This is a genomic window from Desulfomarina sp. (assembly GCF_054039375.1).
In genome coordinates this window covers 1-22,289 of sequence record NZ_JBPLBA010000251.1, presented here as the reverse complement: position 1 = coordinate 22,289, position 22,289 = coordinate 1, and the positions used below count along the sequence as shown (strand labels likewise).

Genomic DNA, 22,289 nt, shown 5'->3' with positions numbered 1-22,289 from the left:
AAAAATAGTCATTCGGGGACAGTCTCCCGATTCAAGTCTGATTTGAGTGCAATGTCAGCGGCTTCTCTAATATGGCGGATTACCAGTCTGTCGAACCCTGTCAATGTACCCAGATCCTGCTCTATTACTTTTGTTTTAAATCCTTTTTCCCTGAATCTGGACTGCCAGGAAGTATTGTTGATTCCAGCGATATCTCTTCTATAATGCATACCGGCAACGAGAAAGAAGGGAATAAGCTGTACTTTTCCGAACCCTTCTGCGGCTATTTCATCTACAAGATTATACGTCTCCGGAAAATTTTCTACTGTTCCCACATAGATACTGTTCCCAAAATGACGCCTGAGGTATCTTTCCAGGCAGAGATAACCTGTCCAGGCCGGATGTTTTGTTCCGTGACCGATAAAAACAGTGGCCGTATCAGAGGATGGCGCGATAAGGGATGTCAGGATGTTGCAGATTTCAGTGTAATCGGCGGGGGAAGTGAGAAGAGGGGAGCCGGTATAACAAAATAGTTCCGTATTGGATATTATTTTTTTTAAAGCATTAAACTCTGTTCCGGGAAAAAGGTGCAGGGATTGTACCGTCACTGAACGATATCCTGACCTGGCGAGATGGTGCAGCAGTTCCTTCGGTTGCCAGATCTTTTTTTTTGTTTTCCGGTTGAGTGTGCGGGTGATCATCCGGGATGAAAATGCCCATAATATTTCCCGGTCAGGAAAGTATTGTGAGATTTTTTTATGGAGGATCTCATAAGTTGATTTAGCCTTTGAAGTGGTACCGAAGGCAATCATGACGACAGGATTGTTCATTTTCGGCTCGCTGGAGTAATACAGTTCAGAGGTAATAAAATCATAGAGTTGCTACCCCTGTGACCAATTACAAAGGAAGGTGAATGTACAGTTTGATGATTTTACCCAAATCATGCACTTCAGAAAATGAAAAAATGTATTCATAAGTTATTTTAATATGATATATTATGATAAATTGTTCACAGATACCCCAGCTTTTCACGGTCTCTTTTGTCCGTACAGGGAGACTGCAGCGAAGAAGAGACTGTAAAAATCTGCGGCAGCTGTGAGCAATTACAGTTCAGAAGTAATAAAATCATCGACTTGCTACTCCTGTGACCAGTTGCATATTATGTTTACTGAAGCCGGCTATTTGCTTTTTGAGTGAATAACTGCTTTTTTTGAAAAAATATTGTAATATGTTGAGATAAAACAAATTATAATGACGAATAAAACTCAGCCGCAACCTGTGAGTTTCATGGGCATCAGGAAAAAATAGAATTTTCGTTCGAGGATCCTGTTATTTTATTGGTGTTTATTTGTGGCTCATCTGTTTTTTTGATAGAATGTTGACAAATGCGACTGAGTGGGATAGTAATTCCCTATTATATTAAATACTGTTTTTCTTTAATCGTCAGAGAAAAGTTTTTGCTGGAATTATAAGCCCCCGTAAAGGGATACAAGAGAAAATTGAGGGAGGAAATACAATGGTAAAGAAGATTTCCGTAATTGCACTGGCAGGGATGTTGACTCTGCCGGCCCTGTCAATGGCTGGTGCCGGGCCTAATGTTGCTGATATGGAGAGAAAGATTGAAGAGTTGAGCCGTCAACTGGATGAGCTGCGGGCAGCCATGGCTGCACAGTCCGAACAGAACCGTGCTCTGGCGCAGAACGTGGAAAAACTGGACGGCAATGTGGAAGACCTGGGAGAGAGTCTCGAAGATCTTGATGATCGTTCAGAGGACTGGGATCTGGCTGCACGCTTTAAGCTTTATGGTGATTTCCGTGCCCGGATGGATTTTTACAATGCCGATTCCGTTTTTGGTCGCTCAGTTGACAACGATACCATTTTTACCAACCGCTTCCGTCTTAATATGCGTGTAAAGGCCACTGAAAATGTAGAATTCAAAGGCAGACTGGCTATGTTCAAAACATGGGGGAACCAGTCGGCTTTTACTGATGCAAGTGGAGCCATGTATCCTCTTTTCGATGGTAACGTAACAAGATCACCCGTTGGTTCCAGTGCTCTTTATGTGGACAGGGCTTTTGTGAACTGGAACAATATCGCCGGGCTTCCCATGTGGTTCTCCATTGGACGTCGCCCGACTACAGATGGACCTCCGGCCCAGATTCGTATGGGAACCGACCAGCGGATGGCGACTCCCATGGCTTTCATGGACTGGCCGTTTGACGGTTTATCCCTGGGGTATGCCTGGAGCTGGGGTGTGGAGAGTCTTGGAACCAGCCGCGTGCGGTTCTGTTATGGACGCGGATTTGAAGCCGGCCTTCAAGATGAGTCCAACCATCTGGATGATACCGATTTTGCAGGGTTGAGCTGGGATATCATGAAGAAAGGCAACAGGTTTGCCTATATTCAGAGCTTTATGGCGTTTAATCTCTTCAACTATCCGAATTTCCAGGATCCGATCATCAATGCCAATTTCGGCAGTATGAGCGGCATGGGTGATAGAAGAAGCCTCGGCAATATCCTTCATACTTCCGGTGTGTTCCAGGATAAGATTGCTGATTTCAATTACTTTATTGCCGGCGGCTGGTCACAGACGAGGCCCGATTATGATGGTCTCCTCAATGATCCTTTCAGCCCGACCGGTCCCAACACCGATAATGAAAACGGCTATTCTTTCTATGCCGGTATCAGGTATGATCTCGATCAGGTCGGCTTGAAATTCGGTGCGGAATTTAACTACGGTTCAGAAAACTGGCTGGCAATGGCACCGGGACATGATGAAATTTATCAGTCCAAACTGGCGACCCGTGGTCAGGTCTATGAAGTGTACACTATCTGGGATCTTCCCACCGGTGAGGCAATTTCCAAATACGCAAAAACATTTGTTCGTTTGGGATATCAGCATTATGAGTATGACTATTCCGGTTCTGGAGACTGGAATTTTGCACCATATGACTTAAGTGATGCGGGAGATCGTGCTAAACTGCAGATGATGGGAATTGATCCAATAGAGAAGGCGGACCAGGTTTATCTGACCTTTGAGGCCTTTTTCTAAGATTGTTCTGTTTTTTTGTGCCGGAGGGCATAAATAGTTGAACTGTTCGATCCAGCCATGCTGATCGAAAACAGTTATTCCCGGCGGGAATGTCCACTTTGTGGATATTCCCGTTTTTTTGTTTGCCCGGGCGGGACGACTGTTTTACTCTGGGAAAGGCACCTGTGAGCAGTTACAGTTCAGAAATAATAAAACCATAGAGTTGCTGTCCCTGTGAGGAGTTACGGTGTGAGGTGCGAGGTGAAAATTGAGAAAATTATGGCAGTTGATGATTGTACATGTCGGTATGCCTTTTTCAACAGACATGGTGGAGGCAGTTTTCCCCCGTACGACTCTCTGAATTGCAGTTTTGGGGTGGGGGACAGGGCGGAGACTGTCCGGGAGAATCGTATGGTGATTCAGGAGAAGATGGGGAGCTCTGTTCTTCTTTCGGCCCGCCAGGTTCATGGAGATACAATTTTTTCCCTGAAGAATTCTCTGGTGGAAAACAGGGAACTGGACGGTGTTGACAGCCTGATTACAGATCAGAGAGGGGTCGGTCTTATGATCCAGCAGGCTGACTGCCAGGCGGTTCTTCTCCATGATCCGCGGAGAAAGGTTATAGCAGCGGTTCATTGTGGATGGCGGGGGAATGTTATCAATATTCTTGGGAAGACAGTGGCCCGCCTGCGGTCTGATTTTGGTGTTTTTCCCGGCAATCTGCATGGGATTATCAGTTCTTCCCTGGGGCCGTGCTGTGCTGAATTTATCAATTATAAAACGGAACTACCGCCATCATTTGTCCCTTTTATGGTTCGCCCCTGTTATTTTGATTTTCGGCAGATTTCCAGGCAGCAGTTAATTGATGTTGGTTTATCGGATGCCAATATAACAATGGAGGGAAGCTGTACCAGCTGTTCTGAAGATTTCTTTTCATACCGCAGGGCCCGGCGGCAGGGAGATGGAATTACTGGCAGAAACTGTTCCGTAATTATCATGGATTGAGGGAAAAATGCGCGTACTTATTGTTGAAGACGATAGCAAAATAAGCTCCTTTATCGCGAAAGGTTTCAAGGAGTCCGGTTTTAATGTGGATGTCTGTGGGGATGGTGAGTCAGGTTTGAATCATGCCCTGACAAATGAATATGATGCCGCGGTGATAGACCTGATGCTTCCCCGTCTCGATGGTTTGAGCCTGATCGAAACTCTGCGGACGGAAGGGGTGAACACCCCTGTCCTGATTCTCAGCGCCAAACAGTCAGTGGATGATCGAATCCAGGGATTGCAGAGGGGAGGTGATGACTATATGATCAAGCCTTTTTCCTTCAGTGAGTTGCTGGCAAGGATAAAAGCCCTGATACGCAGAGACAGAAAGTCCACTCTGCCAACTTTACTCAGTGTTGGAAACCTGGAAATGGACCTGTTGAAGCATGAGGTGTACCGTGAAGGAGAGAAAATAGAATTGCCGGCCAAGGAGTATGCTCTTCTTGAATATATGATGCGCAATGCGGGAGTGGTTCTCTCCAAGACGGCAATTCTCGAACGCGTATATGACTACTCCTTCGATCCCCAGACCAATGTGGTGGATGTTCTTGTCTGTCGATTGAGAAACAAGGTGGATAAAGATTATAATGAAAAGATGATCCATACCGTCAGGGGCGTAGGCTATGTCCTTAAAGCTGAATAGGGAGGATGTTTCCTGGTCCAGAATAAAACGGGCCCTGCCCCTGTTTTTTCTGCTCTGGTCCGGTGGTGCATTGCTGGCAACCCTGCTTTTATTTACTGTCCGGGGCAGTCTGCAGGAGATTGAAAGAGAAGCAACCGGGAAAATGCTCAATGATTACCTGGCGACCGGTAATGCCGTGGATTTGCACCTTGGTTTTATCCCCATGGGAAGTCGGGAGCCGTTGCGGGGACTTGCGTTTATAAGAATGGTTCGTGGCAGTGACCATGTAATTCTGGTCAATGAACATGGGGAGCATCTGGACATCAAGGCCCTGGTTGATCTGTCTCCCACAGAGGAGGGAGTCTGGCTCCGTATTGGCAGCGGCGTGGAACAGAGAGTGTTGACCATTGTTACCGGAAAATATGGGGATAATGTTATTGTTCAGGCAGGCGCGGATAGTCGTGCAAACTTTCGTGTCTATAAAATGCTGGAAAAACGGATAATTGTAATTGTCCTTCTCAGTTCGTTGCTTCTTTTGCCACTTGCACTGTTTTATGTTCGGTTGAGTCTGACCCCGTTGGTTTCAACGGAAAAATCAATCAGTGAGCTTATTCTCCGGCCGAAATCGACACTTCTTCCCGAGCAGGGAAACGGGCCGGAGCTGGACAGGCTGTACAAACAGATCAACTCCCTGCTTGTCCAGAATCGTCAGCTTGTTAAAGAGATGCAGGATTCTCTTGACAATGTTGCTCACGATTTGCGTACTCCCATGACCAGGCTGCGGTCCGTGGCTGAATACGGACTGCAGGCTGATGACGATTGTGAGAAGTTGAGGGAGGCCCTGTCGGACTGCCTGGAAGAATCAGAACGGGTACTGGCCATGTTGAAAATTATGATGAGTGTGGCGGAAGCGGAATCCGGAACCATGCGCCTTGATCTGCAGCGATGTGAAGTGGGGGAGCTTCTGGCGGAAATTGTCACTCTCTATGAGTATGTCGCTGAGGAAAAAAAGGTGGAAGTGAGTCTTGAGGCAGAGGAGGAACTTCATCTCATTGTTGATCGAACAAGAATTTCCCAGGTCTGGGCCAATCTGCTTGATAATGCTGTTAAATATGGACGGGCAGGAGGGTGGGTAAAAATATCTGCCGGAGTTGAGGGAGGATTCTGCCTGGTTGTTTTTGAAGATAACGGCATGGGTATATCAGAAAATGAACAGGGACGTATCTGGGAAAGATTGTACCGGGGGGATCGCAGTCGCTCGGAAAAAGGTCTTGGCCTGGGCTTGAATTACGTGCGGGCGGTGGTTGAGACTCACGGGGGAAGTGTGTCAGTCCGGTCAGTTCTGCACGAAGGCAGTCGTTTTGAGGTCAGACTGCCCCTGGATCAGCTCTCAATACAGGAAAAATCACAGACCAGCGGGGAATGATCGGAGAGTCTGACATCGGGAATATAAAAATTGTCGATACGTATTCCCTCGCTGTGCAGAATAAAATCAATCTGCCGCTGCGGGGCGTGGCTGGGGTGTGAAGGTGCATTGGTCACATTGGCATTTTTCAGGCCGGTTGCGGCCAGAAAAAGACTGAGTTCTCCACTGCCCCAGAATGTATTGAAATCACCGGCAATGATTAGTTCCTTGTCGGTTTTCAGGGTCAGGTTATGCAGGTATTCCAATTGGTTCTGTCTGTGTCTGTATTTTAGAGAGAGGTGGACGATGAAGATGGCGATTTCCTGTAAATCCGTCTGAATGACCAGTCGTTTTACCCCCTGTTCAAAGTAATGAAAGGTATGACTGACAATACCCTGCCGGGTGAGCAGGGCGTTTGACTGCCGGTTGAGCAGAGGAACAATCTGGGCGATGGAATCCCCGGGATATTTATTTTCCACGACGTAATCGAATCCAAGTTTTCTGGCAATGGTTCCGGCCTGGCAGAACTTTCCTGACCTGTAAGAGCCGGAATCCACCTCCACCAGAGCGACAATATCAGGATTGACTGATGAGATAAAATTGATTATCCGTTGGAGATTGACATCCGTTTTTTTAAAGAAACCGGAAAATGGCAGGGGCAGATGATACCCGTTTTTATGCCCCGTTGCGTAACGTATATTATAGAGAAGTAATCGCATATTGATATGATACTGATTTCAATTGCAGTAAGCAAATTGAGTGAGTAATTTGCCCCGGATTTTTTGTAACATTTCCTGCCCGGCTGAGCTTTTACGGGTAATCAGAATATGACCTGGATCCTGCAATTGCGGGATTCAGGTGTGAATTTAATCAGGACCTGACTTATGATAATCATTGGCTCGAGAAAAAGTAAGCTTGCCATGTGGCAGACGCTGACGGTGGCAGATGCGCTGAATGAAAACGGCATGGAGACGCGGATAAACAGTATGGAAACACGGGGAGACAGGATTCTCGATGTTTCTATTGCCAAAATTGGCAGTAAGGGGGTTTTTACTGAAGAGCTGGAAGAACAGCTCGCATCGGGAACAACTGATATTGCCGTGCACAGTGCCAAGGACATGCAGTCCAGTCTGCCGGAGGGATTTGCCCTGATAGCCTTTATGGAGAGGGAAAAGGTCAATGATGTTCTGGTGAGCAGGAACAGAACAATTGACCTTGAGGATCCTTCACGGCCGGTTCGAATCGGGACTTCCTCGGTGAGGAGAAAGGCCCTGCTTCGTCACTATTATCCCCATGTGGAGACTGTGGAGATGCGGGGAAATCTCCAGACCAGGATTGCCAAAATGGACAATGGTGACTGTGATGCCCTGATGCTGGCCTATGCCGGAGTGAAACGCATGAAATATGACGGGCTGATTGTTATGGAATTTGATGAAATGAAATTTATACCTCCCGTCGGTCAGGGGTGCATTGCCATCGAGGCGGCAACTTCCCTGGATTCTGTAAAACTGAGTCGGATTCGTGACTGCCTCAATGACGTTGACAGTGAGGTGTGTCTCCTGGCAGAGCGCGCTTTCCTGAAAAAACTTGAAGGCGGCTGTTCCATACCGGCCTTTGGCCTGGCCGTCCTGGAGGGTAATGAGATTATTCTTCATGCAGGTCTTGCCAGTCTCGACGGGCAGCATATTATCCGTCGAAAGGAGAAGGGAGCCAGGAAAGATGCTGAAAAAATAGGAAAAAGAGCTGGAGAGTATATCCTGGAAAACGGGGGGCGGGAGATGCTGTCTGAGATCCGAAGACAGCAGAAAGACTGAAATCTAAATGTATTTTTCTCACAGAGTTGCTCCTCCTGTGACCAAATGCGATAATTCTTTTATGGTAATTACTCACAGGTACCTCAGCTTTTCACGGTCTCTTTTGTCCGCATAGTAGGCCATAGCGAACAAAAGAGCCTGCAAAAATCTGCGGCACCTGTGAGCAATTACAGTTCAGAGATAATAAAATCACATAATTGCTACCCCTGTGAGTAGTTACCTTTTCTGTTGACTATAAAAAAAGAAAACGATAATCTGAATTGAATCAGGGTGTCGCTGATGTTTGCGACCAAAAGGGAACCCGGTGTAAATCCGGGACGGGCCCGCCGCTGTAACCGGGGACGAAAATCGCACAGGCCACTGAATCTTTTTCGGGAAGGCGCGATGAGTAGGAAGAGCCGGAAGTCAGAATACCTGCCCTGATCATATTACAAGTGCCCCGGGTTTGGGAATACTTGTTGTCGTCTTGTATCTGTGGTGAAATCAGGGCCCCCGGATCAGAAAATGGTTCGGGGATTTTTGTTTCCCGGACATTGTCCAAGAAACACAACTCTGGAGGAAATCATGGATAAGAAAGAATGGGCATATGCAAAACAGGCTGCCCTATCGGCAAAAGACTGGGATGTTTTTCAGGCGATTATCAGAAATTGCAGAAAACTGCTGCATCCACCCATTCGACAGGTTGTCTTCGTGGGGGGAAAAAGAGGGTAAGGAGCCCATGGTCGTGTGACAAAATCCCGATTGCAGGAACTGCTTCCGGTACTGGCTCTGTTGCTGGCCATGGTGCTTTGGGCCAGTTCCTTTATTGCTCTGAAGATTGCCTTTGTGGAGTATGATCCTGTAGTTGTGATTTTCGGGCGAATGCTGGTGGCAACACTCTGTTTTCTCCTGGTGGGCAGGCGTCTTGCCCGATCGCTGGATTATCGTGCCGGAGATTACAGGCTTATACTCTTCATGGCATTTTGCGAGCCGTGTCTCTATTTTATTTTTGAAGCAAAGGCTGTTGAGAATACCACAGCTTCCCAGGCAGGCATGATTACAGCCATGCTTCCTGTTCTGGTGATGGTGGCAGCATCAGTCGTCCTGAAGGAAAAAATAAGCTGGAAAGGATGGATTGGAGCGCTGGTTGCCGTGACAGGGGTCTGCTGGTTGACCCTGGAATCGTCTCCCTCCTCTGATGCACCCAATCCTGTCCTGGGGAACTTTCTGGAGTTTATGGCCATGGTCTGTGCCACCGGCTATACCATTGCCCTGAAACGTCTGACCAGACGTTACTCTCCTTTTCTGCTCACCGCCGTCCAGGCACTTGTCGGCAGTTTCTTTTATTTCCCGCTGCTTTTTCTCCCCGGCACAGTCATGCCTGGTGCCTTTCACCTGTCTTCGGCCCTGGCCATAGTTTACCTGGGAGCGGTCATCACTCTCGGGGCTTACGGCCTCTATAACTATGCCGTAGCATATGTACCCGCCAGCAGAGCCACGTTGTATGTCAATCTCATTCCAGTGTTTACGGTCATACTGAGCTGGATGATTCTCGGAGAAACTTTTTCATTGATTCAATGCGCTGCGGCCATGGTCATAATCGGCGGGGTTTATATCAGCCAGAGGTGACATAAGTCCTCACAGGGATGACAACTATATGATTGTATTATTTTTGCGAGTAGTGGTGAATGACAGTAACCGGCCGGCCGGGAGATTTATAGCCAGTCGATCTACCGGCGAGGCGGCCTGACTATTTATTCCGCCTCAGTCTCTATACCTTTTCTGGTTGCTTCGTCAAGGGCCAGGGCTTCTGCGAACCTGTCAAACCATCGTCTCTCTTCCGGAGTGTCTATGGGTACAGATCGTACTGCCAGGGTATACATTGCTTTGCAGACGGCAGGGTCTGTAATGTTTTCCGTCAGTTCATCAATGGATTTCGGGTTGTGTATTTGTTCCAGCAGAAACTCATTTTCCTTCCCACTCAATTCCGCCTTGCCAAATTGGTCAAGAATTGCCTTCTTTTCATCTTCATCCACATAACCGTCGGCGTAAGCTGCACTGATTATTACCTGGATCATCCTTATTGCCAGTTCATTATTACCAATACCTGCATTTGTTTCCGCAGGAGGAACCGGTGGAGGTGGCGGGCCGGAACCGGGAGGGGGAGGTGGTGTTCCCGGGGAACTTCCAGGTGGGGGTGGAGGGGGAGGAGACTCCTGCTTTCTGTTCTGATCTTTAAAGATTTCAAAAGCGCCGACACCGAGGCCGATTGCGGTCATCAGCCCTCCGCTGGAGGCAATATTTCCCAGCATGGATCCTTTGCCACTGCTGGAACCTATGACTTCCTGCACGAGTTTTCCAAGAAGTTTTTCTGCGTTAAACATGACTGTTTTTTCCCAGGTGTTAGATAGTGCCTGTCCATAGTTAATCTTTTTGCCCGATATCTGCGTTGGCCGAAAAATTTTATCCTCGGAGGTAAGCGTAGACTCCGATATCAATAATATGCCTGCGGTAAAATTTCCCGTGCGCTTTGATCTCGAACAAAAATCCTCATTTATGGACAGGCACTGGATATTGATTTTTAAAAACTGCCAAGCGTAACTGCTTACAGAACCACATCTTTTTACGTTCTCTTTTGTCCGCACAGGTCGGTAAAAATGAAGAAGAGCCTGAAAAAATTTGTGGCACCTGAAGGCATTTACAGTTCAGAGGTAATAAAACCACACAGTTGCTATCCCTGTGACCAGTTACAATCTCATAGTTGCTGTTCCTTTGACTTTACTTGTTTATTCCTACCTCTCTCATACCGATTTGACAAGGTTCTTTTCCAGATCGAAGCAGGCAATAAATTTTCTGATTACGTATGAAACTCAGCCTGTTATTTGTGAGTCTCATGGGTAATCAAGATAAATTTTGCGCATTTTGAAATCCCATGGGAAAAAAACAGGCGGAATTTCTAGTGTTATGTCGGTTAACATATTGTAATAGCGTGTAAATATGGTGTGGCATGCTGTTTGCATCGGAAGGAGTGCGTTTGCATGCAAAGCAGAATATAAAAAGGTGGGTCCGGGAGAAAACCGGATTCGATGTTTTCACATTTCAAGGAGTAAAAAATGAAAAAGTATATTTTGGTGGCGATGGCTGCCGCCCTCATCTGTATGAATTCCGGGATGATGGCAAATGCCACCCAGAAGGCAAAAAATGCCACGGTTAAAGGGACGACGGTCGTACAGAAAGAGGATCAGGCTCAGCAGTCTTTTTCCGGATTGGTGAAGAAAAGCGGTAAGATTATTTTCCTGGAAACCGATGAAGGAGTTTTCCGCTTGAAGGGAAAAGATCTGGAAGATTTTGTCGGGAAAAAGGTTGCCATTCTGGGAACTATTAATTCCCAGAACGGCTCCGAGCATATTGTTGTAGCCAAGGCGGTTATTACCCAATAGCTCTGAGTATTGAAGTGCCACACCATGTAGAGCAGATGGGAAGTTTTTTCGCATCTGTTCTGCACCTTTCCCTGTTTTTCCTTAACTGCTTTTTGTTCTTTCCAATTCATTTCTTTCGCTGTATCTTTGCAATTTTTGTAACCGCTCTGAGGGGTTGTGAGCAAATAATTGAATCCTGCATCGTTGGCAGGCAGCGAGCTGTTAATTACCTGGTTTCTGTGTTGCTGTAAAAATACGCTGATCATTGAAGTTGGCCGTGTTAGTAATTGTAATAATTGCTGTTGTCGTCAATCAACAGTAATCTGTCATTTATTGGTAAAACCATGTCAAATACTCTTTATGTGGCCGCAACGGAGCCACGTAGTGGTAAATCGGCTGTCAGCCTGGGGCTGATGGAACTTTTAACACGTAATATCAAAAAAGTTGCTTTCTTCAGGCCTCTTATTGATGTAGATCATTCCCGTGGAGAGCAGGATAATACAATCAACCTGATCAAAAGTCAGTACAGCCTGGAGACGGAATATGAGGAAATGTATGGTTTCACGGTAACTGAGGCCAGTCAGCTCCTGTCCATGGGAAGACACGCTGAATTTATTGAAGGAGTGATGGCTAAATTTCAGGTCCTGGAAGAAAGAGCCGATTTTGTTCTCTGCGAAGGAGTTGAGCTTGAAGGGGCAACGGCTTCCTTTGATTTTGATATCAATGTCGACATCATAACGAATCTAGGGTGCCCCGTTGTACTTGTGGCCGGAGGACGGCGGGCCAGTGGTCCTGATGATCTGGTAAGGTCCATCAAGGTATATCATGAGTCTCTTGTCGAAAGAAAATGTGATATTGTTGCAACGATAGTCAACAGAGTGAATCCTGACGACCTGGAAACGATTGAAAAAAGGTTGATCGAGAGAAAGGCAGGTCGGGGCGAGTTGCTCTACGTTATTCCCAACAACGAGAACCTGGGCAACCCTTCAGTCGGGGAGGTGGCCCGGTTGTTGAAAGCTGAGATACTGTACGGGGAAAAAAATCTTACACGCCATGTCCGCAGTTTTACTATTGCCGCAATGCAGCTGCGCAATCTTCTTGAGCGGATTGAGTACGGAACATTGATTATTACTCCGGGAGATCGGTCAGATGTGGTTCTTGCCTGTCTCGCGGCGGTCCAGTCCATGACCATGCCCAATATCTCCGGAATTATGCTTACCGGAGGCCTGGTGCCTGAATCCCCGGTACAGAAAGTTATAGAGGGTTTTCAGGATTCCGTGCCCATTATTGCTGTGGGAGAAAATACATATCAGGCAGCCATCCGGGTTGAAAACATCCATGCGTCCATTACTCCTGACAATACCCGGAAAATTGTTCAGGCCCTGGCTGTTTTTGAACGTCATGTGAATATGGAGGAGCTGGGCGAAAAGATCATCAAAACGAAGACGACCACGGTAACACCCAAGATGTTTGAATCCCGCCTGCTGCAGCGTGCAAAAGCCAGGAAGCAGCATATTGTTCTGCCCGAAGGGGAGAATGACCGCATTTTGAAGGCCGCGGAGATTCTGCTCCGTCGGGATGTGGTGGATGTTACCCTTCTTGGTCGTGAGGAGAAGGTGGAAAAGAGGATCGCCAGCCTTGGTCTGCACCTGGAAAAAGCGACAGTAATAGAGCCGAAAAAATCATTGTGGCTGGAAGATTATGCCCGAACCTACTACAGCCTTCGGAAAGAAAAAGGGATCACCCTGGAAAACTCCAGGGATATCATGAACAATCTCAACTATTTCGGAACAATGATGATCTACAAGGGTCATGCGGACGGCATGGTCTCCGGTGCCAGCCATACCACGGCAGAAACAATTCGACCGGCCTTTCAGTTTATCAAGACCAGTCCAGGATGTTCCATCGTTTCCAGTGTTCTTTTGATGTGCCTTGATGACCGGGTACTTGCCTACGGAGATTGTGCCATTAATCCGGATCCCACCGCCGAGGAGCTGGCGGAAATAGCTCTCAGCTCTGCCAGGACAGCAAAACTGTTTGGTATTTCTCCACGGGTGGCCATGCTCTCTTATTCTTCAGGCAGTTCAGGAAAAGGGCGACAGGTCGACAAGGTCAGAAAGGCAACTGAGCTGGCACAGGAAAAGGCTCTGGAGTTTTTCCCCGGTCTGGAGATTGAGGGCCCCATTCAGTATGATGCCGCTGTTGATCCGGAAGTGGCCCGCACAAAGATGCCGGACAGCAGAGTCGCAGGTCGAGCAACGGTTTTTGTGTTTCCTGATCTCAATACCGGAAACAATACCTACAAAGCCGTACAGCGGTCGGCAGGAGCCGTGGTGATCGGCCCGATTCTCCAGGGGTTGAGAAAACCGGTGAATGACCTGAGTCGCGGCTGTCTGGTGCCCGATATTGTTAATACTGTTGCCATTACTGCAATTCAGGCCCAGGCGGAGAAGAGTGTCTGAATCTTTCCCACAGGGTACGACCAGCGGGCAGCAGCAGGATGAAAAGGGTCAGCAGGTTGATGCCGAGTGTAATGGGTCTCTCCCACATGAAGGACATGGAGTCATCATAGATCATGAGCGATCTTCTCAGGTTGTCTTCCATAAGTCCACCCAGGATAAACCCGAGCAGGAGGGGGGCCATGGGAAAATTCATCAGCCTGAGAGCCATGGCACCAATGCAGAAGAAGACCATCATCTGGATATCAAAGTCATTAAATGTCACCAGGTAGACACCCATCAGGGAGAAAAAAAGGATGATGGGTACCATGAGTGTTCTCGGGATAGCCAGGAGCCTGGCAAAATAGGGGATTAGGGGCAGGTTGAGAATAAGGAGAAAGACATTGCCCAGGTACATGGACATGATCACTCCCCAGAATACGTCCGGACGCTCGACAAACATTCGAGGGCCCGGTTCTATACCGTAGGCGATAAGGGCACCGAGCATGACCGCAGTTGTGCCTGAGCCGGGAATGCCAAGAGTCAGAAGGGGGACAAAGGAGCCGGAACTGGCAGCGTTATTACCTGTTTCCGGAGCGGCGAGTCCCCTGAGACTTCCCTTGCCGAATTTTTTCTGTTCCTCCTTCGGGGCAAGATTTCTCTCCATACCATAGGCCATGAAAGAACCCAGCGTTGCCCCGGCCCCTGGCAGTACTCCCACAAAAAATCCAAGCAGGGAGGATCGTAAAACAGTGGGCAGGATGAATTTAAATTCCTTTTTTGTCACCTTGAGACTTTTAAAGCCGATCATTTTCGGGTTGAGACTGTCTGAGGAGGCATCCCGTTTCAACACAATTGACAGCGCCTCCGTAAGGGCGAAAGTGGCCATGGCAAGAAGGAGAAATTCTATGCCGTCGAGCAGTTCCAGGGATCCGAAGGTAAAACGCTGTATACCTGAGGTCTGATCAGTTCCCACGGTGGACAGCATCAATCCCACTACAACCATAAGCAGGGCTTTTAGAACTCCTCCTCTTCCCGCGAAGGCGGATACTGCGGTCAGGCCGAGGAGCATAAGGGCAAAATAGTCTGCGGATTGAAAACTGGTGGCTATGCTGGCCAGCATGGGGGCAAAGAACATCAGGAGAATGACGGCAATGGTTCCGCCGGAAAAAGAGGCATAGGCGGCAATAGCCAGGGCTTTGCCGGGATAACCCTGGCGGGCGAGGGGATAGCCGTCCAGTGCCGTGGCCACGGTTGCCGCCTCGCCGGGAGCGTTGATGAGGATGGAAGAAGTGGATCCACCGAAGATCGCGCCGTAATACACCCCCGCCAGCAGTACCATTCCGGTGGTCGGGTCCAGACCGTAAGTGACCGGAATCATTAGGGCAACTGCGGTAATCGGTCCCAGGCCCGGAAGCATGCCGATAAAACTGCCGGCAAAACATCCCATGAGAACCATGGCAATATTAATGGGGATCAGGGTGGTGGTGATTCCCGTCATCATTCCTGTCAGCATACCTTCCCACATCAGAGAACCCCCAGCTGGTAGAAGATTTCACCCGGAGCAATATACACTCCAAGCAGTAGAGACATGATGCACCAGAGAGCGAGGACAAGGGGTATCGCTGAAAAGAGCATCAGCCTGATTCGTTTTTCCCCGAGTATCCGGAAACCGCAGAGCAGGAAAATGATGGAGGAGAGTATGAATCCCAGCCATTTCATGATCAGGCCGAAAACAAGCATCAGAACAACAAGGAGAATGGCGGTGGACCAGTCCATCCCCTTTGTGGCTTCGGCAAGACTGGCTTTACCTTCCGGATCAACAGTCGGCAGAATAATAATGGCAAGGGACAGAATGATACCGGCCACAGCCAGCGCGTAAGGCATCGTCCGAGCCGTGAACATCTCCTGTTCCGAGAGAAAGGAGAGGGGGATTTTTGTGGCAAGCAGTCCATAAGCCACCGAGAAAAGCAATATGATCAGTGCGCCTGTTTTTTCCCGTGTCATCGGCATGCTCCTGGAAAAGAAAGGGACCGGAAAATGAATCCAGAAAACATTTTCCGGTTGTTCCTGGGAAAAGAGTGGTACCCGGAAACTACAATAAAGGTGCCAATTGTAGAATTGAGGAAATATTTATTTCAGAAATCCGAGTTTGCGCATCATGTCGCCCAGTGCCTTTTCCTGTTTTTCCAGGAAGCTGTAAAATTCATCTCCAGGCTGATACAGGTTCTGCCAGCCACGTTTACTGCGAATTTCTTCCCACTGGGGAGTATCATACATTTTTTTCAGGACGGCTCTGTAGGCCTTGGCCTTATCTTCCGGCAGATTGGGGACAGCAAAAAATCCACGCCAGTTGGCAAAGGTAACATCATAACCGAGTTCCTTAACCGTCGGAACATCGGGAGCCTGGGCCAGTCGCTTATCGGAAGTTACCGCCAGGATTTTCACCTCGCCCTGTTTAGCCAGGCCGAGAGCTTCGCCAAAACCGGTGGAGAGGACCTGAACATCTCCGGAAAGAAGCCCGGCCATTGCCTTTCCTCCGGCATCATACGGAATATATTTTACCTTCAGTGGATCCCCGCCGGCAGCCTGAAAAACCATGGCGGGAACAAGGTGGTCCATGCTTCCCTTTACCGACCCTCCGGCGATTTTCACGGATCTGGGGTCTTTTTTGAAATCGGCGACAACCTGCGTGAAGCTGGTATATTTTGAGTTTTTAGGGACAACAAATGCAGCATAATCGGCAATGACCGAGGCTATTGGAGTCAGATCCCTGAAAGACTGGGGAAAGACTCCGGTCAGGGAACGGATGATGATGGGTGTCGAATTGACCAGAAGAGTCCCCTGTTGTCTTTTTGCCGTACTGATAAGATGATTCAGCGCCTTGCCGCCGCCGCCACCGGACATATTTTCAAAAGATGCCTGTTCAATCAGACCGGAATCAAGCAGGGCCTTGCCTACGCCACGTGCGGTTCCGTCCCATCCGCCACCGGCTCCACCGGGAATGAGGAAGTGAATTTTTTTAATTTCGGTTGCGGACAGGGGTGAGATCAGCAATGTCAGTACCAGTGCCAGAGAAAACAGCATAGTTGTAAACCCTGTTGCCTTTCGGATGTGATGTTTCATGGGTACCTCCTGGGATGAAAGAAATTGGGAAATCTGGAAATGATCCCTGCAAGCAGGAAATGGTGTTGCGCCACGATTGCAATTTTGCCGGGAATAGAGCAAAAGTAAAGTTTACGGAACTTAAAAGTAAATAAACCTTTCTGAACCTTTTGTTCATTTTGTTCACGGGGATCTCGATAATGAAGATGTTTCCAAACGGTTTCCGGCCAAGAAAACTGCAGACCAAGATGGTTCTGCTGATCCTCTGTCTTGTTCTCTGTATTGTCGGCGTTGGAGGGTTTTTTTCCCTGAAGCTGATCTCTTCCATCCTGGAAGAACAGATGGGCAGCCGGGCTTTAAAGGTTTCTCAGACAGTTTCTCTTATTCCCGAAATAAAAAGAGACCTTGAGCAGGGTGATCTGGAACATTCGTCCATCCAGAAAATCGTAGAGAAAATACGGCGCACAACCAGGGCCCAGTTCATTGTGGTGGGAGACAGGGAGGGGAGACGGTATTCCCATCCCGTTCCGGAGCGGATAGGCAGATTCATGGTAGGTGGAGATAACCGCCTGGCCCTGGAGGAAGGGAAATCCTATGTCTCAAAAGCCACGGGGACGCTTGGACCCTCAATACGTGGAAAGGTGCCGGTTTTCAATGATGAGGGTAAAATCATAGGTATTGTTTCCGTTGGTTATCTGGTTCAGAATGTGAATTCCATTATCAGGGGATATCATATAAAGATAATAGCATTTCTGGTGGCTGCGGTTCTTTTCGGTATTGCCGTGACCATCAAGATTACCGATCAGTTTAAAAAGGCAATCTTTGGCCTTGAGCCGGATGAAATTGCCTCGCTTCTACAGGAGCGGACAACAACCCTTGAGACTATTCGGGAGGGGGTTCTGGCTGTAGATGGGGTGGGGCGGATTACCACCATCAACCAGGCGGCGTTTGAAACCCTCGGTATCGATAAAGATGAGGGTATCATCGGCAGATTTATAACTGAAATTCTTCCCGGCACGAGAATACCCGAAGTTCTGCGCACGGGAGAGAGCCAGCTGGACAGTGAGTTCATGGTGGGGGACAAGGAGATTATCGCTAATCGCATACCGATTGTCAGTAACGGCAGAATTACAGGGGTGGTTTCCAGTTTTCGGAACAAGGATGAACTTGATATTCTGGCCAGAAAATTTTCCGAGATAAAAAAATATTCGGAAATGCTGCGGGTACAGACCCATGAATATTCCAACAAACTGTATACCATTTCCGGCTTGATCCAGCTTGGAGCCTATCAGGAGGCGGTGGATCTTATCGGCAGTGAAACCTCAGGTTACCAGGCCCTTATCAATTCCCTGATGGATATTGTTCCCGACCCCATCCTTGCCGGAACCATTCTTGGAAAATATAACAAGGCAAAAGAGTTGAAGGTGGATTTGCGTATTGATCCTGACTCCAGTATGATCGATGTTCCGGACGGCATAAAAAGAGAGAGACTCGTTACCATTATCAGCAATATTCTGGATAATGGATTTGACGCAGTGCTGAAAAATGGCAGGACAAAACGGGAGGTAAAACTTGCCATGACCGATCTCGGCAATGATCTTATCTTCGAGTTTGATGATTCCGGCAATGGTGTTCCAGAAGAAAACTGGGAGAAAATATTCACGAAAGGATTCACAACAAAGAACAGACCGGGACATGGCATGGGCCTGTTCCTGGTTGAAAAGGCCTTGTCTGCTCTCTGCGGTTCCATCAGTGTGGGATCGTCTGAACTTGGTGGAGCCGCATTTACAGTGATTATTCCGAAATACAGGGAGAAGAATGGAGCGGATTCAGACAGTTATCATAGAAGACGATGAGAAGATTGCGGAAATCCAGCGCATTTTCACGGAAAAAATAGATGGTTTTACGGTCACGGGAATAGCTCATTCTGTTCAGGAAGGCGAGGAGATGCTGGAGGTGTTGCAGCCCGATCTTGTTCTGCTGGATATTTTTTTTCCTGATGGCAATGGCTTGGAGCTGTTGTGGACAATACGAAAAAAACATAAAAAAACCGATATTGTCCTTATTACTGCCGCCAAGGAAAGGGATATTTTTCAGGAGGCTCTTCGGGGAGGGGTTTTTGACTATATCTTGAAACCTCTTAACTTTACACGCTTCAAACATATGTTGAGCCGGTATCTCACCTACAGGGAAAAACTGCAGAAAATTACGACAATAAATCAGCAGGATGTGGATATCCTGCTTCACCAGGAAAAAGAGGGAGTTGCTGAAGCAGGTAATCTGCCCAAGGGTATCGACCCCATAACCCTGCGTAAGATTACAGGTATAATTGAATCCATCGGTGAGGAGGGAATCAATGCGGATCAGGCCGGAGAAAAGATCGGTGTGAGCCGTACCACTTCAAGAAGATATCTTGAATTCCTGGTTTCAAACGGGGTGATCAAAGCCGACCTTTTTTATGGAACTCTGGGCCGGCCGGAAAGAAAGTATTTCAAGATTTCCTGAGGGTTGTTTTCAGTTGCCGGCAATGAATTGATTCCCTCCTGAACGTCCATGGCATTCACGTCAGGTGTCCATCAATGTAATAACCTGCAATTATGCAGGCTTTACCAGCTCCCTCAGGTAGTCGAGCCACTTATCCAGACCGTCTCCTGTTGTTGCAGAAAGGGCCATGGTGCGCAGTTTCGGATTCAGGTGAAGGCCGTCGGCAATGGCCTCCGGTACCGGAAAATCGAAATAGGGCAGCAGGTCGGTCTTTGTTATGACAAAGGTATGGGAGCTGTGAAAGGCCTTCGGGTACTTGGACGGTTTGTCCGGGCCTTCAGGAACGGAGACAAAAACCACCCGCTCATGTTCTCCCAGGTCGAAAGTTGAGGGGCAGACAAGGTTGCCCACGTTTTCAATAAAGAGCAGGTCTATATTTTCTCCCCCCTGCTCTTTTTGAAGCCGGTGGAAACCCTTGTGTGTCATGGCCGCGTCAAGATGACAGGCTCCTCCCGTGGTCAGTTGAATGACAGGCACACCCTTTGCCCGAATGCGCTGGGCGTCACGTTCTGTTTCGATATCGCCTTCAATCACTCCGATATTTATTTCACCTTTGAGAGCATCTATGGTGTGTTCCAGCAGGGTTGTTTTTCCTGATCCGGGACTGCTGATAAGGTTGAGTGCCACAATGCCGCATTCATCAAAATGCTCCCTGTTTGCTTTGGCAAGCGCGTCATTGGCGGCAAAAAGACTGGTGTGCACATCAATAGTTTTGCTGTGGCTGTGGGAATGATCGTGATCGTGACTGTGGTCCGATGGGCCTGGGCATCCGCATGTATCACACATAATTTTCCTCGTATTATTTATTTTCAATCAATATGGCAGACAGTTAAAAATTTTATCCCTGGAATATCAGTTGTATGTTTGCGGTGAAATTCCGGTGTGTCTTGATCTCGAACAAAAATCCTCATTTCTGGACAGACACTGGTGTCACGTCAACGATGAAATGACAGAATATTACGTCAGGGCGACACTAATTACTATTCCATTTCAACCCGGCGAAGAATAAGCTCATCTCCTCCGGCAGGTATCAGAAAGAGTTCTCCGCATTTCGGGCATTTTTTCACCATGTTTCCTTTCGTTTTTTCCATATGATCGCACCGGGTGCATGAATAATTCATCGGAGGGATTTCAATGACAAGCTCCGCATTCCTGACAAGGGCGTTTTCTGTTGCAAGGGTTTCAAAGCCGAAACGAAATGCGTCAATAACCACCCCTGATCCTGGTCCGATTACCATGGTGACCTTAAGAATCTTTGTCGCTCCATTTTTTGCCGCCAGCTCTTCAAGTTGGGAAAAAAGGGCCTGCACAAGTGATATTTCATGCATAATCTTCTTTCCTATTTGGGCCTGGCTGTGATTCCAAGGTCCGCAAGGCGCAATAAAATCTTTTCCGCAACCATCGTTTTCCGGGCGTTTACAACCTCTGAAAGTTCTATGCTTTCAGTAAGTTCAAGGGGAATGACAGTATAAAACTCGATTTCCTTCGGCGCTGCTCCGCGCAATTTGGCCACTTCAAGGATTTCAAGGAGACCGAGCTGGTGCGGGGACATGCGCATCTGGAAATTTCCAGCACGGACATCGTCAAGGGTGAAGAAATGAAAAGAGCCGGGTTCCCCCTCGATATCAACGACATCAATGACAAAGACCGGATCGCATTCTTCAAGGAAGGGGGCCATGTAGATTCCGGCAGTACCGATGTCCTGTATTTCGACAATGTCAGGAAACTCGTAGTTTTCCTGAAGGTAGTGGACGACATGGACGCCGAAACCTTCATCCCGCAGTATATAATTGCCTATGCCGGCTATGCCGATCTTTTTTTTCCTGGGAGGAGTCATGGTGTTTTTGTATGAAAAATATTGATCAGCAGATCCTGGGCAGAGGTTCCCCGTGCAGGGGACTCACAACTCTTGTACCACCTACCGGGGTGTTGATAATGACACGGCCGCTGTAACCGGCAGCCAATGTTCCTATGATGACGGCGTCGGCACCTTCCGGAGTTCCGTGCATTATTTGAAGTGCATGTTCCGCCTTGTCCGGACTGACGATGGCCAGGCATTTCCCTTCATTCGCCAGGTACAACGGTTCCAGGCCCAGCAGTTCACAGGCGGCGGCCACTTCCGGGCGTACCGGCAGGGATTCATCGTTCAGTTCAATGCAGAGACCGCTGTTTTCTGCAATCTCGTTGAGGGTTGAGGCCACTCCTCCACGGGTGGGGTCCCGCAGGGTATGTATGGCTCCGGGGAGTTCATCGAGGAGTTTTTCCACCAGTCGGTGCAGGGGGGCGGTGTCGCTTCTCAGGTCACCCTGCACGGAAATTCCGGCCTGGCGGGTCATGATGGTGATGCCGTGATCTCCCATGGTACCCGACAGGATTACCCTGTCACCCTCTTGTGCGTGTTTTGAAGAAATAGAAATTTCGGGAGCTACAAAGCCGATACCGGAAGTGTTTATAAATATCTTGTCTCCCTTTCCTCTGGGGACAACCTTTGTATCTCCGGTAACAACCGGCACGTCGGCTTCATTGCATGCCTCACTTATGGAGGAGATGATCAATTCAAGATCATTGAGAGAAAAACCCTCTTCAAGGATAAGTCCCAGGCTGAGGCAGAGTGGTTTTGCTCCCCGCATGGCCAGATCGTTAATAGTGCCATGGACGGCGAGTTTGCCGATATCTCCTCCCGGAAAAAAAATAGGATCAACCACGTAGCTGTCTGTTGTAAAGGCCAGTCTGCCCGGCTGGTTTTCAAGGATCGCACTATCTTCAAGATTTCGCAGGATAGGGTTATCCAGGTATTTGAGGAAAAGCCCGCTGATCAGTTTCTGGCTGGCAAGTCCGCCGCTTCCGTGGTCAAGAAGGATTGTTTTTTCTGACATTGTCTTTTACCTAAATCCTGCAATTGGTAAGTT

General features: G+C 48.2%; 21 protein-coding genes and 1 riboswitch. Of the genes, 11 read left to right on the top strand and 10 right to left on the bottom strand.

Translation table 11 applies throughout. From position 1 onward, the window contains the following. Nucleotides 1-8 precede the first annotated feature (8 nt). Nucleotides 9-809 (bottom strand): sirohydrochlorin cobaltochelatase, encoded by an 801-nt coding sequence (locus ACXLDX_RS13935; protein ID WP_457577795.1) that lies wholly within the window; start codon nucleotides 807-809, stop codon nucleotides 9-11. A gap of 686 nt (nucleotides 810-1,495) precedes the next feature. Between ACXLDX_RS13935 and ACXLDX_RS13930 the strand changes: the two genes are divergently transcribed. From ACXLDX_RS13930 to ACXLDX_RS13915, 4 genes are all read left to right on the top strand, one after another. Next, nucleotides 1,496-3,031, top strand: a complete 1,536-nt coding sequence (locus ACXLDX_RS13930; RefSeq protein WP_457577794.1) for a DUF3373 domain-containing protein — start codon at nucleotides 1,496-1,498, stop codon at nucleotides 3,029-3,031. Between the two features lie 258 nt (nucleotides 3,032-3,289). After that, nucleotides 3,290-4,015, top strand: coding sequence for a purine nucleoside phosphorylase YfiH/LACC1 family protein (locus ACXLDX_RS13925; protein WP_457577793.1), 726 nt, complete (start codon nucleotides 3,290-3,292; stop codon nucleotides 4,013-4,015). 7 nt (nucleotides 4,016-4,022) lie between these two features. Further along, the gene (locus ACXLDX_RS13920) at nucleotides 4,023-4,697 is read left to right on the top strand and encodes a response regulator (protein WP_457577792.1); all 675 of its coding nucleotides are present in this window, start codon (nucleotides 4,023-4,025) and stop codon (nucleotides 4,695-4,697) included. Further along, the gene (locus ACXLDX_RS13915) at nucleotides 4,678-6,102 is read left to right on the top strand and encodes a sensor histidine kinase (RefSeq protein ID WP_457577791.1); all 1,425 of its coding nucleotides are present in this window, start codon (nucleotides 4,678-4,680) and stop codon (nucleotides 6,100-6,102) included. Before ACXLDX_RS13920 ends, ACXLDX_RS13915 begins: the two co-directional genes overlap by 20 nt. On the opposite strand, the gene ACXLDX_RS13910 is transcribed toward ACXLDX_RS13915, so the two are convergent. Beyond that, nucleotides 6,060-6,800: an endonuclease/exonuclease/phosphatase family protein gene (locus tag ACXLDX_RS13910; RefSeq protein WP_457577790.1), complete on the bottom strand. Its 741-nt coding sequence runs from the start codon at nucleotides 6,798-6,800 to the stop codon at nucleotides 6,060-6,062. The two genes, ACXLDX_RS13915 and ACXLDX_RS13910, sit on opposite strands and share 43 nt — an antisense overlap. 165 nt (nucleotides 6,801-6,965) lie before the next feature. Between ACXLDX_RS13910 and hemC the strand changes: the two genes are divergently transcribed. From hemC to ACXLDX_RS13895, 3 genes are all read left to right on the top strand, one after another. After that, nucleotides 6,966-7,895: a hydroxymethylbilane synthase gene (gene hemC / locus ACXLDX_RS13905; protein ID WP_457577789.1), complete on the top strand. Its 930-nt coding sequence runs from the start codon at nucleotides 6,966-6,968 to the stop codon at nucleotides 7,893-7,895. 251 nt (nucleotides 7,896-8,146) lie between these two features. Further along, nucleotides 8,147-8,331: riboswitch (cobalamin riboswitch) on the top strand. A 68-nt stretch (nucleotides 8,332-8,399) separates the two neighbouring features. Beyond that, nucleotides 8,400-8,606, top strand: a complete 207-nt coding sequence (locus ACXLDX_RS13900; protein ID WP_457577788.1) for a hypothetical protein — start codon at nucleotides 8,400-8,402, stop codon at nucleotides 8,604-8,606. A 15-nt stretch (nucleotides 8,607-8,621) separates the two neighbouring features. Continuing rightward, nucleotides 8,622-9,503, top strand: coding sequence for a DMT family transporter (locus ACXLDX_RS13895; RefSeq protein WP_457577787.1), 882 nt, complete (start codon nucleotides 8,622-8,624; stop codon nucleotides 9,501-9,503). Between the two features lie 125 nt (nucleotides 9,504-9,628). Here the strand turns inward: ACXLDX_RS13895 and ACXLDX_RS13890 are convergent, their stop codons facing one another. Continuing rightward, on the bottom strand, nucleotides 9,629-10,258 hold the full coding sequence (locus ACXLDX_RS13890) for a DUF533 domain-containing protein (protein ID WP_457577786.1): 630 nt from the start codon (nucleotides 10,256-10,258) through the stop codon (nucleotides 9,629-9,631). A gap of 729 nt (nucleotides 10,259-10,987) precedes the next feature. Here ACXLDX_RS13890 and ACXLDX_RS13885 point away from each other — a divergent pair. Both ACXLDX_RS13885 and pta read left to right on the top strand, forming a co-directional pair. Continuing rightward, a complete protein-coding gene (locus tag ACXLDX_RS13885) occupies nucleotides 10,988-11,314 on the top strand; it encodes a hypothetical protein (RefSeq protein WP_457577785.1) in 327 nt (108 codons plus the stop codon). A gap of 323 nt (nucleotides 11,315-11,637) precedes the next feature. Further along, nucleotides 11,638-13,755 (top strand): phosphate acetyltransferase, encoded by a 2,118-nt coding sequence (gene pta / locus ACXLDX_RS13880; protein ID WP_457577784.1) that lies wholly within the window; start codon nucleotides 11,638-11,640, stop codon nucleotides 13,753-13,755. Here pta and ACXLDX_RS13875 read toward each other — a convergent pair. The 3 genes from ACXLDX_RS13875 to ACXLDX_RS13865 form a co-directional block, all read right to left on the bottom strand. Further along, nucleotides 13,718-15,259: a tripartite tricarboxylate transporter permease gene (locus ACXLDX_RS13875; RefSeq protein ID WP_457577783.1), complete on the bottom strand. Its 1,542-nt coding sequence runs from the start codon at nucleotides 15,257-15,259 to the stop codon at nucleotides 13,718-13,720. The genes pta and ACXLDX_RS13875 overlap by 38 nt on opposite strands. Next, complete coding sequence (locus ACXLDX_RS13870) at nucleotides 15,259-15,738, bottom strand: tripartite tricarboxylate transporter TctB family protein (RefSeq protein ID WP_457577782.1); 480 nt, start codon at nucleotides 15,736-15,738, stop codon at nucleotides 15,259-15,261. Before ACXLDX_RS13870 ends, ACXLDX_RS13875 begins: the two co-directional genes overlap by 1 nt. 126 nt (nucleotides 15,739-15,864) lie before the next feature. Further along, complete coding sequence (locus ACXLDX_RS13865) at nucleotides 15,865-16,857, bottom strand: tripartite tricarboxylate transporter substrate binding protein (RefSeq protein ID WP_457577781.1); 993 nt, start codon at nucleotides 16,855-16,857, stop codon at nucleotides 15,865-15,867. A gap of 179 nt (nucleotides 16,858-17,036) precedes the next feature. Here ACXLDX_RS13865 and ACXLDX_RS13860 point away from each other — a divergent pair, with 179 nt between their 5' ends. After that, nucleotides 17,037-18,692 (top strand): ATP-binding protein, encoded by a 1,656-nt coding sequence (locus ACXLDX_RS13860; protein WP_457577780.1) that lies wholly within the window; start codon nucleotides 17,037-17,039, stop codon nucleotides 18,690-18,692. Continuing rightward, nucleotides 18,655-19,341 carry a response regulator gene (locus ACXLDX_RS13855; RefSeq protein ID WP_457577779.1) on the top strand — a complete coding sequence of 229 codons (687 nt, stop codon included), beginning with the start codon at nucleotides 18,655-18,657 and terminating at the stop codon, nucleotides 19,339-19,341. The genes ACXLDX_RS13860 and ACXLDX_RS13855 overlap by 38 nt, the downstream gene beginning before the upstream one ends. A 90-nt stretch (nucleotides 19,342-19,431) precedes the next feature. Here the strand turns inward: ACXLDX_RS13855 and hypB are convergent, their stop codons facing one another. From hypB to hypE, 4 genes are all read right to left on the bottom strand, one after another. After that, nucleotides 19,432-20,166, bottom strand: coding sequence for a hydrogenase nickel incorporation protein HypB (gene hypB / locus ACXLDX_RS13850; protein WP_457577778.1), 735 nt, complete (start codon nucleotides 20,164-20,166; stop codon nucleotides 19,432-19,434). Between the two features lie 194 nt (nucleotides 20,167-20,360). After that, a complete protein-coding gene (locus ACXLDX_RS13845; protein WP_457577777.1) occupies nucleotides 20,361-20,708 on the bottom strand; it encodes a hydrogenase maturation nickel metallochaperone HypA/HybF in 348 nt (115 codons plus the stop codon). Nucleotides 20,709-20,719: 11 nt separating this feature from the next. Next, nucleotides 20,720-21,217: a HyaD/HybD family hydrogenase maturation endopeptidase gene (locus ACXLDX_RS13840; protein WP_457577776.1), complete on the bottom strand. Its 498-nt coding sequence runs from the start codon at nucleotides 21,215-21,217 to the stop codon at nucleotides 20,720-20,722. Nucleotides 21,218-21,242: 25 nt separating this feature from the next. After that, entirely contained in the window at nucleotides 21,243-22,256 is a 1,014-nt protein-coding gene (gene hypE / locus ACXLDX_RS13835) for a hydrogenase expression/formation protein HypE (RefSeq protein ID WP_457577775.1), read from the bottom strand. Between the last annotated feature and the right edge of the window lie 33 nt (nucleotides 22,257-22,289).

Bases quoted from the DNA above. Each gene is read 5' to 3' on its own strand.
- ACXLDX_RS13910 (WP_457577790.1), bottom strand. From the start codon at position 6,800: ATGCGATTACTTCTCTATAATATACGTTACGCAACGGGGCATAAAAAC.
- ACXLDX_RS13915 (WP_457577791.1), top strand. From the start codon at position 4,678: ATGTCCTTAAAGCTGAATAGGGAGGATGTTTCCTGGTCCAGAATAAAA.
- hypE (WP_457577775.1), bottom strand. From the start codon at position 22,256: ATGTCAGAAAAAACAATCCTTCTTGACCACGGAAGCGGCGGACTTGCC.
- ACXLDX_RS13860 (WP_457577780.1), top strand. From the start codon at position 17,037: ATGAAGATGTTTCCAAACGGTTTCCGGCCAAGAAAACTGCAGACCAAG.
- ACXLDX_RS13920 (WP_457577792.1), top strand. From the start codon at position 4,023: ATGCGCGTACTTATTGTTGAAGACGATAGCAAAATAAGCTCCTTTATC.
- hypB (WP_457577778.1), bottom strand. From the start codon at position 20,166: ATGTGTGATACATGCGGATGCCCAGGCCCATCGGACCACAGTCACGAT.
- pta (WP_457577784.1), top strand. From the start codon at position 11,638: ATGTCAAATACTCTTTATGTGGCCGCAACGGAGCCACGTAGTGGTAAA.
- ACXLDX_RS13845 (WP_457577777.1), bottom strand. From the start codon at position 20,708: ATGCATGAAATATCACTTGTGCAGGCCCTTTTTTCCCAACTTGAAGAG.
- hemC (WP_457577789.1), top strand. From the start codon at position 6,966: ATGATAATCATTGGCTCGAGAAAAAGTAAGCTTGCCATGTGGCAGACG.
- ACXLDX_RS13840 (WP_457577776.1), bottom strand. From the start codon at position 21,217: ATGACTCCTCCCAGGAAAAAAAAGATCGGCATAGCCGGCATAGGCAAT.
- ACXLDX_RS13870 (WP_457577782.1), bottom strand. From the start codon at position 15,738: ATGACACGGGAAAAAACAGGCGCACTGATCATATTGCTTTTCTCGGTG.
- ACXLDX_RS13885 (WP_457577785.1), top strand. From the start codon at position 10,988: ATGAAAAAGTATATTTTGGTGGCGATGGCTGCCGCCCTCATCTGTATG.
- ACXLDX_RS13925 (WP_457577793.1), top strand. From the start codon at position 3,290: ATGGCAGTTGATGATTGTACATGTCGGTATGCCTTTTTCAACAGACAT.
- ACXLDX_RS13865 (WP_457577781.1), bottom strand. From the start codon at position 16,857: ATGAAACATCACATCCGAAAGGCAACAGGGTTTACAACTATGCTGTTT.
- ACXLDX_RS13930 (WP_457577794.1), top strand. From the start codon at position 1,496: ATGGTAAAGAAGATTTCCGTAATTGCACTGGCAGGGATGTTGACTCTG.
- ACXLDX_RS13855 (WP_457577779.1), top strand. From the start codon at position 18,655: ATGGAGCGGATTCAGACAGTTATCATAGAAGACGATGAGAAGATTGCG.
- ACXLDX_RS13935 (WP_457577795.1), bottom strand. From the start codon at position 809: ATGAACAATCCTGTCGTCATGATTGCCTTCGGTACCACTTCAAAGGCT.
- ACXLDX_RS13875 (WP_457577783.1), bottom strand. From the start codon at position 15,259: ATGTGGGAAGGTATGCTGACAGGAATGATGACGGGAATCACCACCACC.
- ACXLDX_RS13900 (WP_457577788.1), top strand. From the start codon at position 8,400: ATGGTTCGGGGATTTTTGTTTCCCGGACATTGTCCAAGAAACACAACT.
- ACXLDX_RS13890 (WP_457577786.1), bottom strand. From the start codon at position 10,258: ATGTTTAACGCAGAAAAACTTCTTGGAAAACTCGTGCAGGAAGTCATA.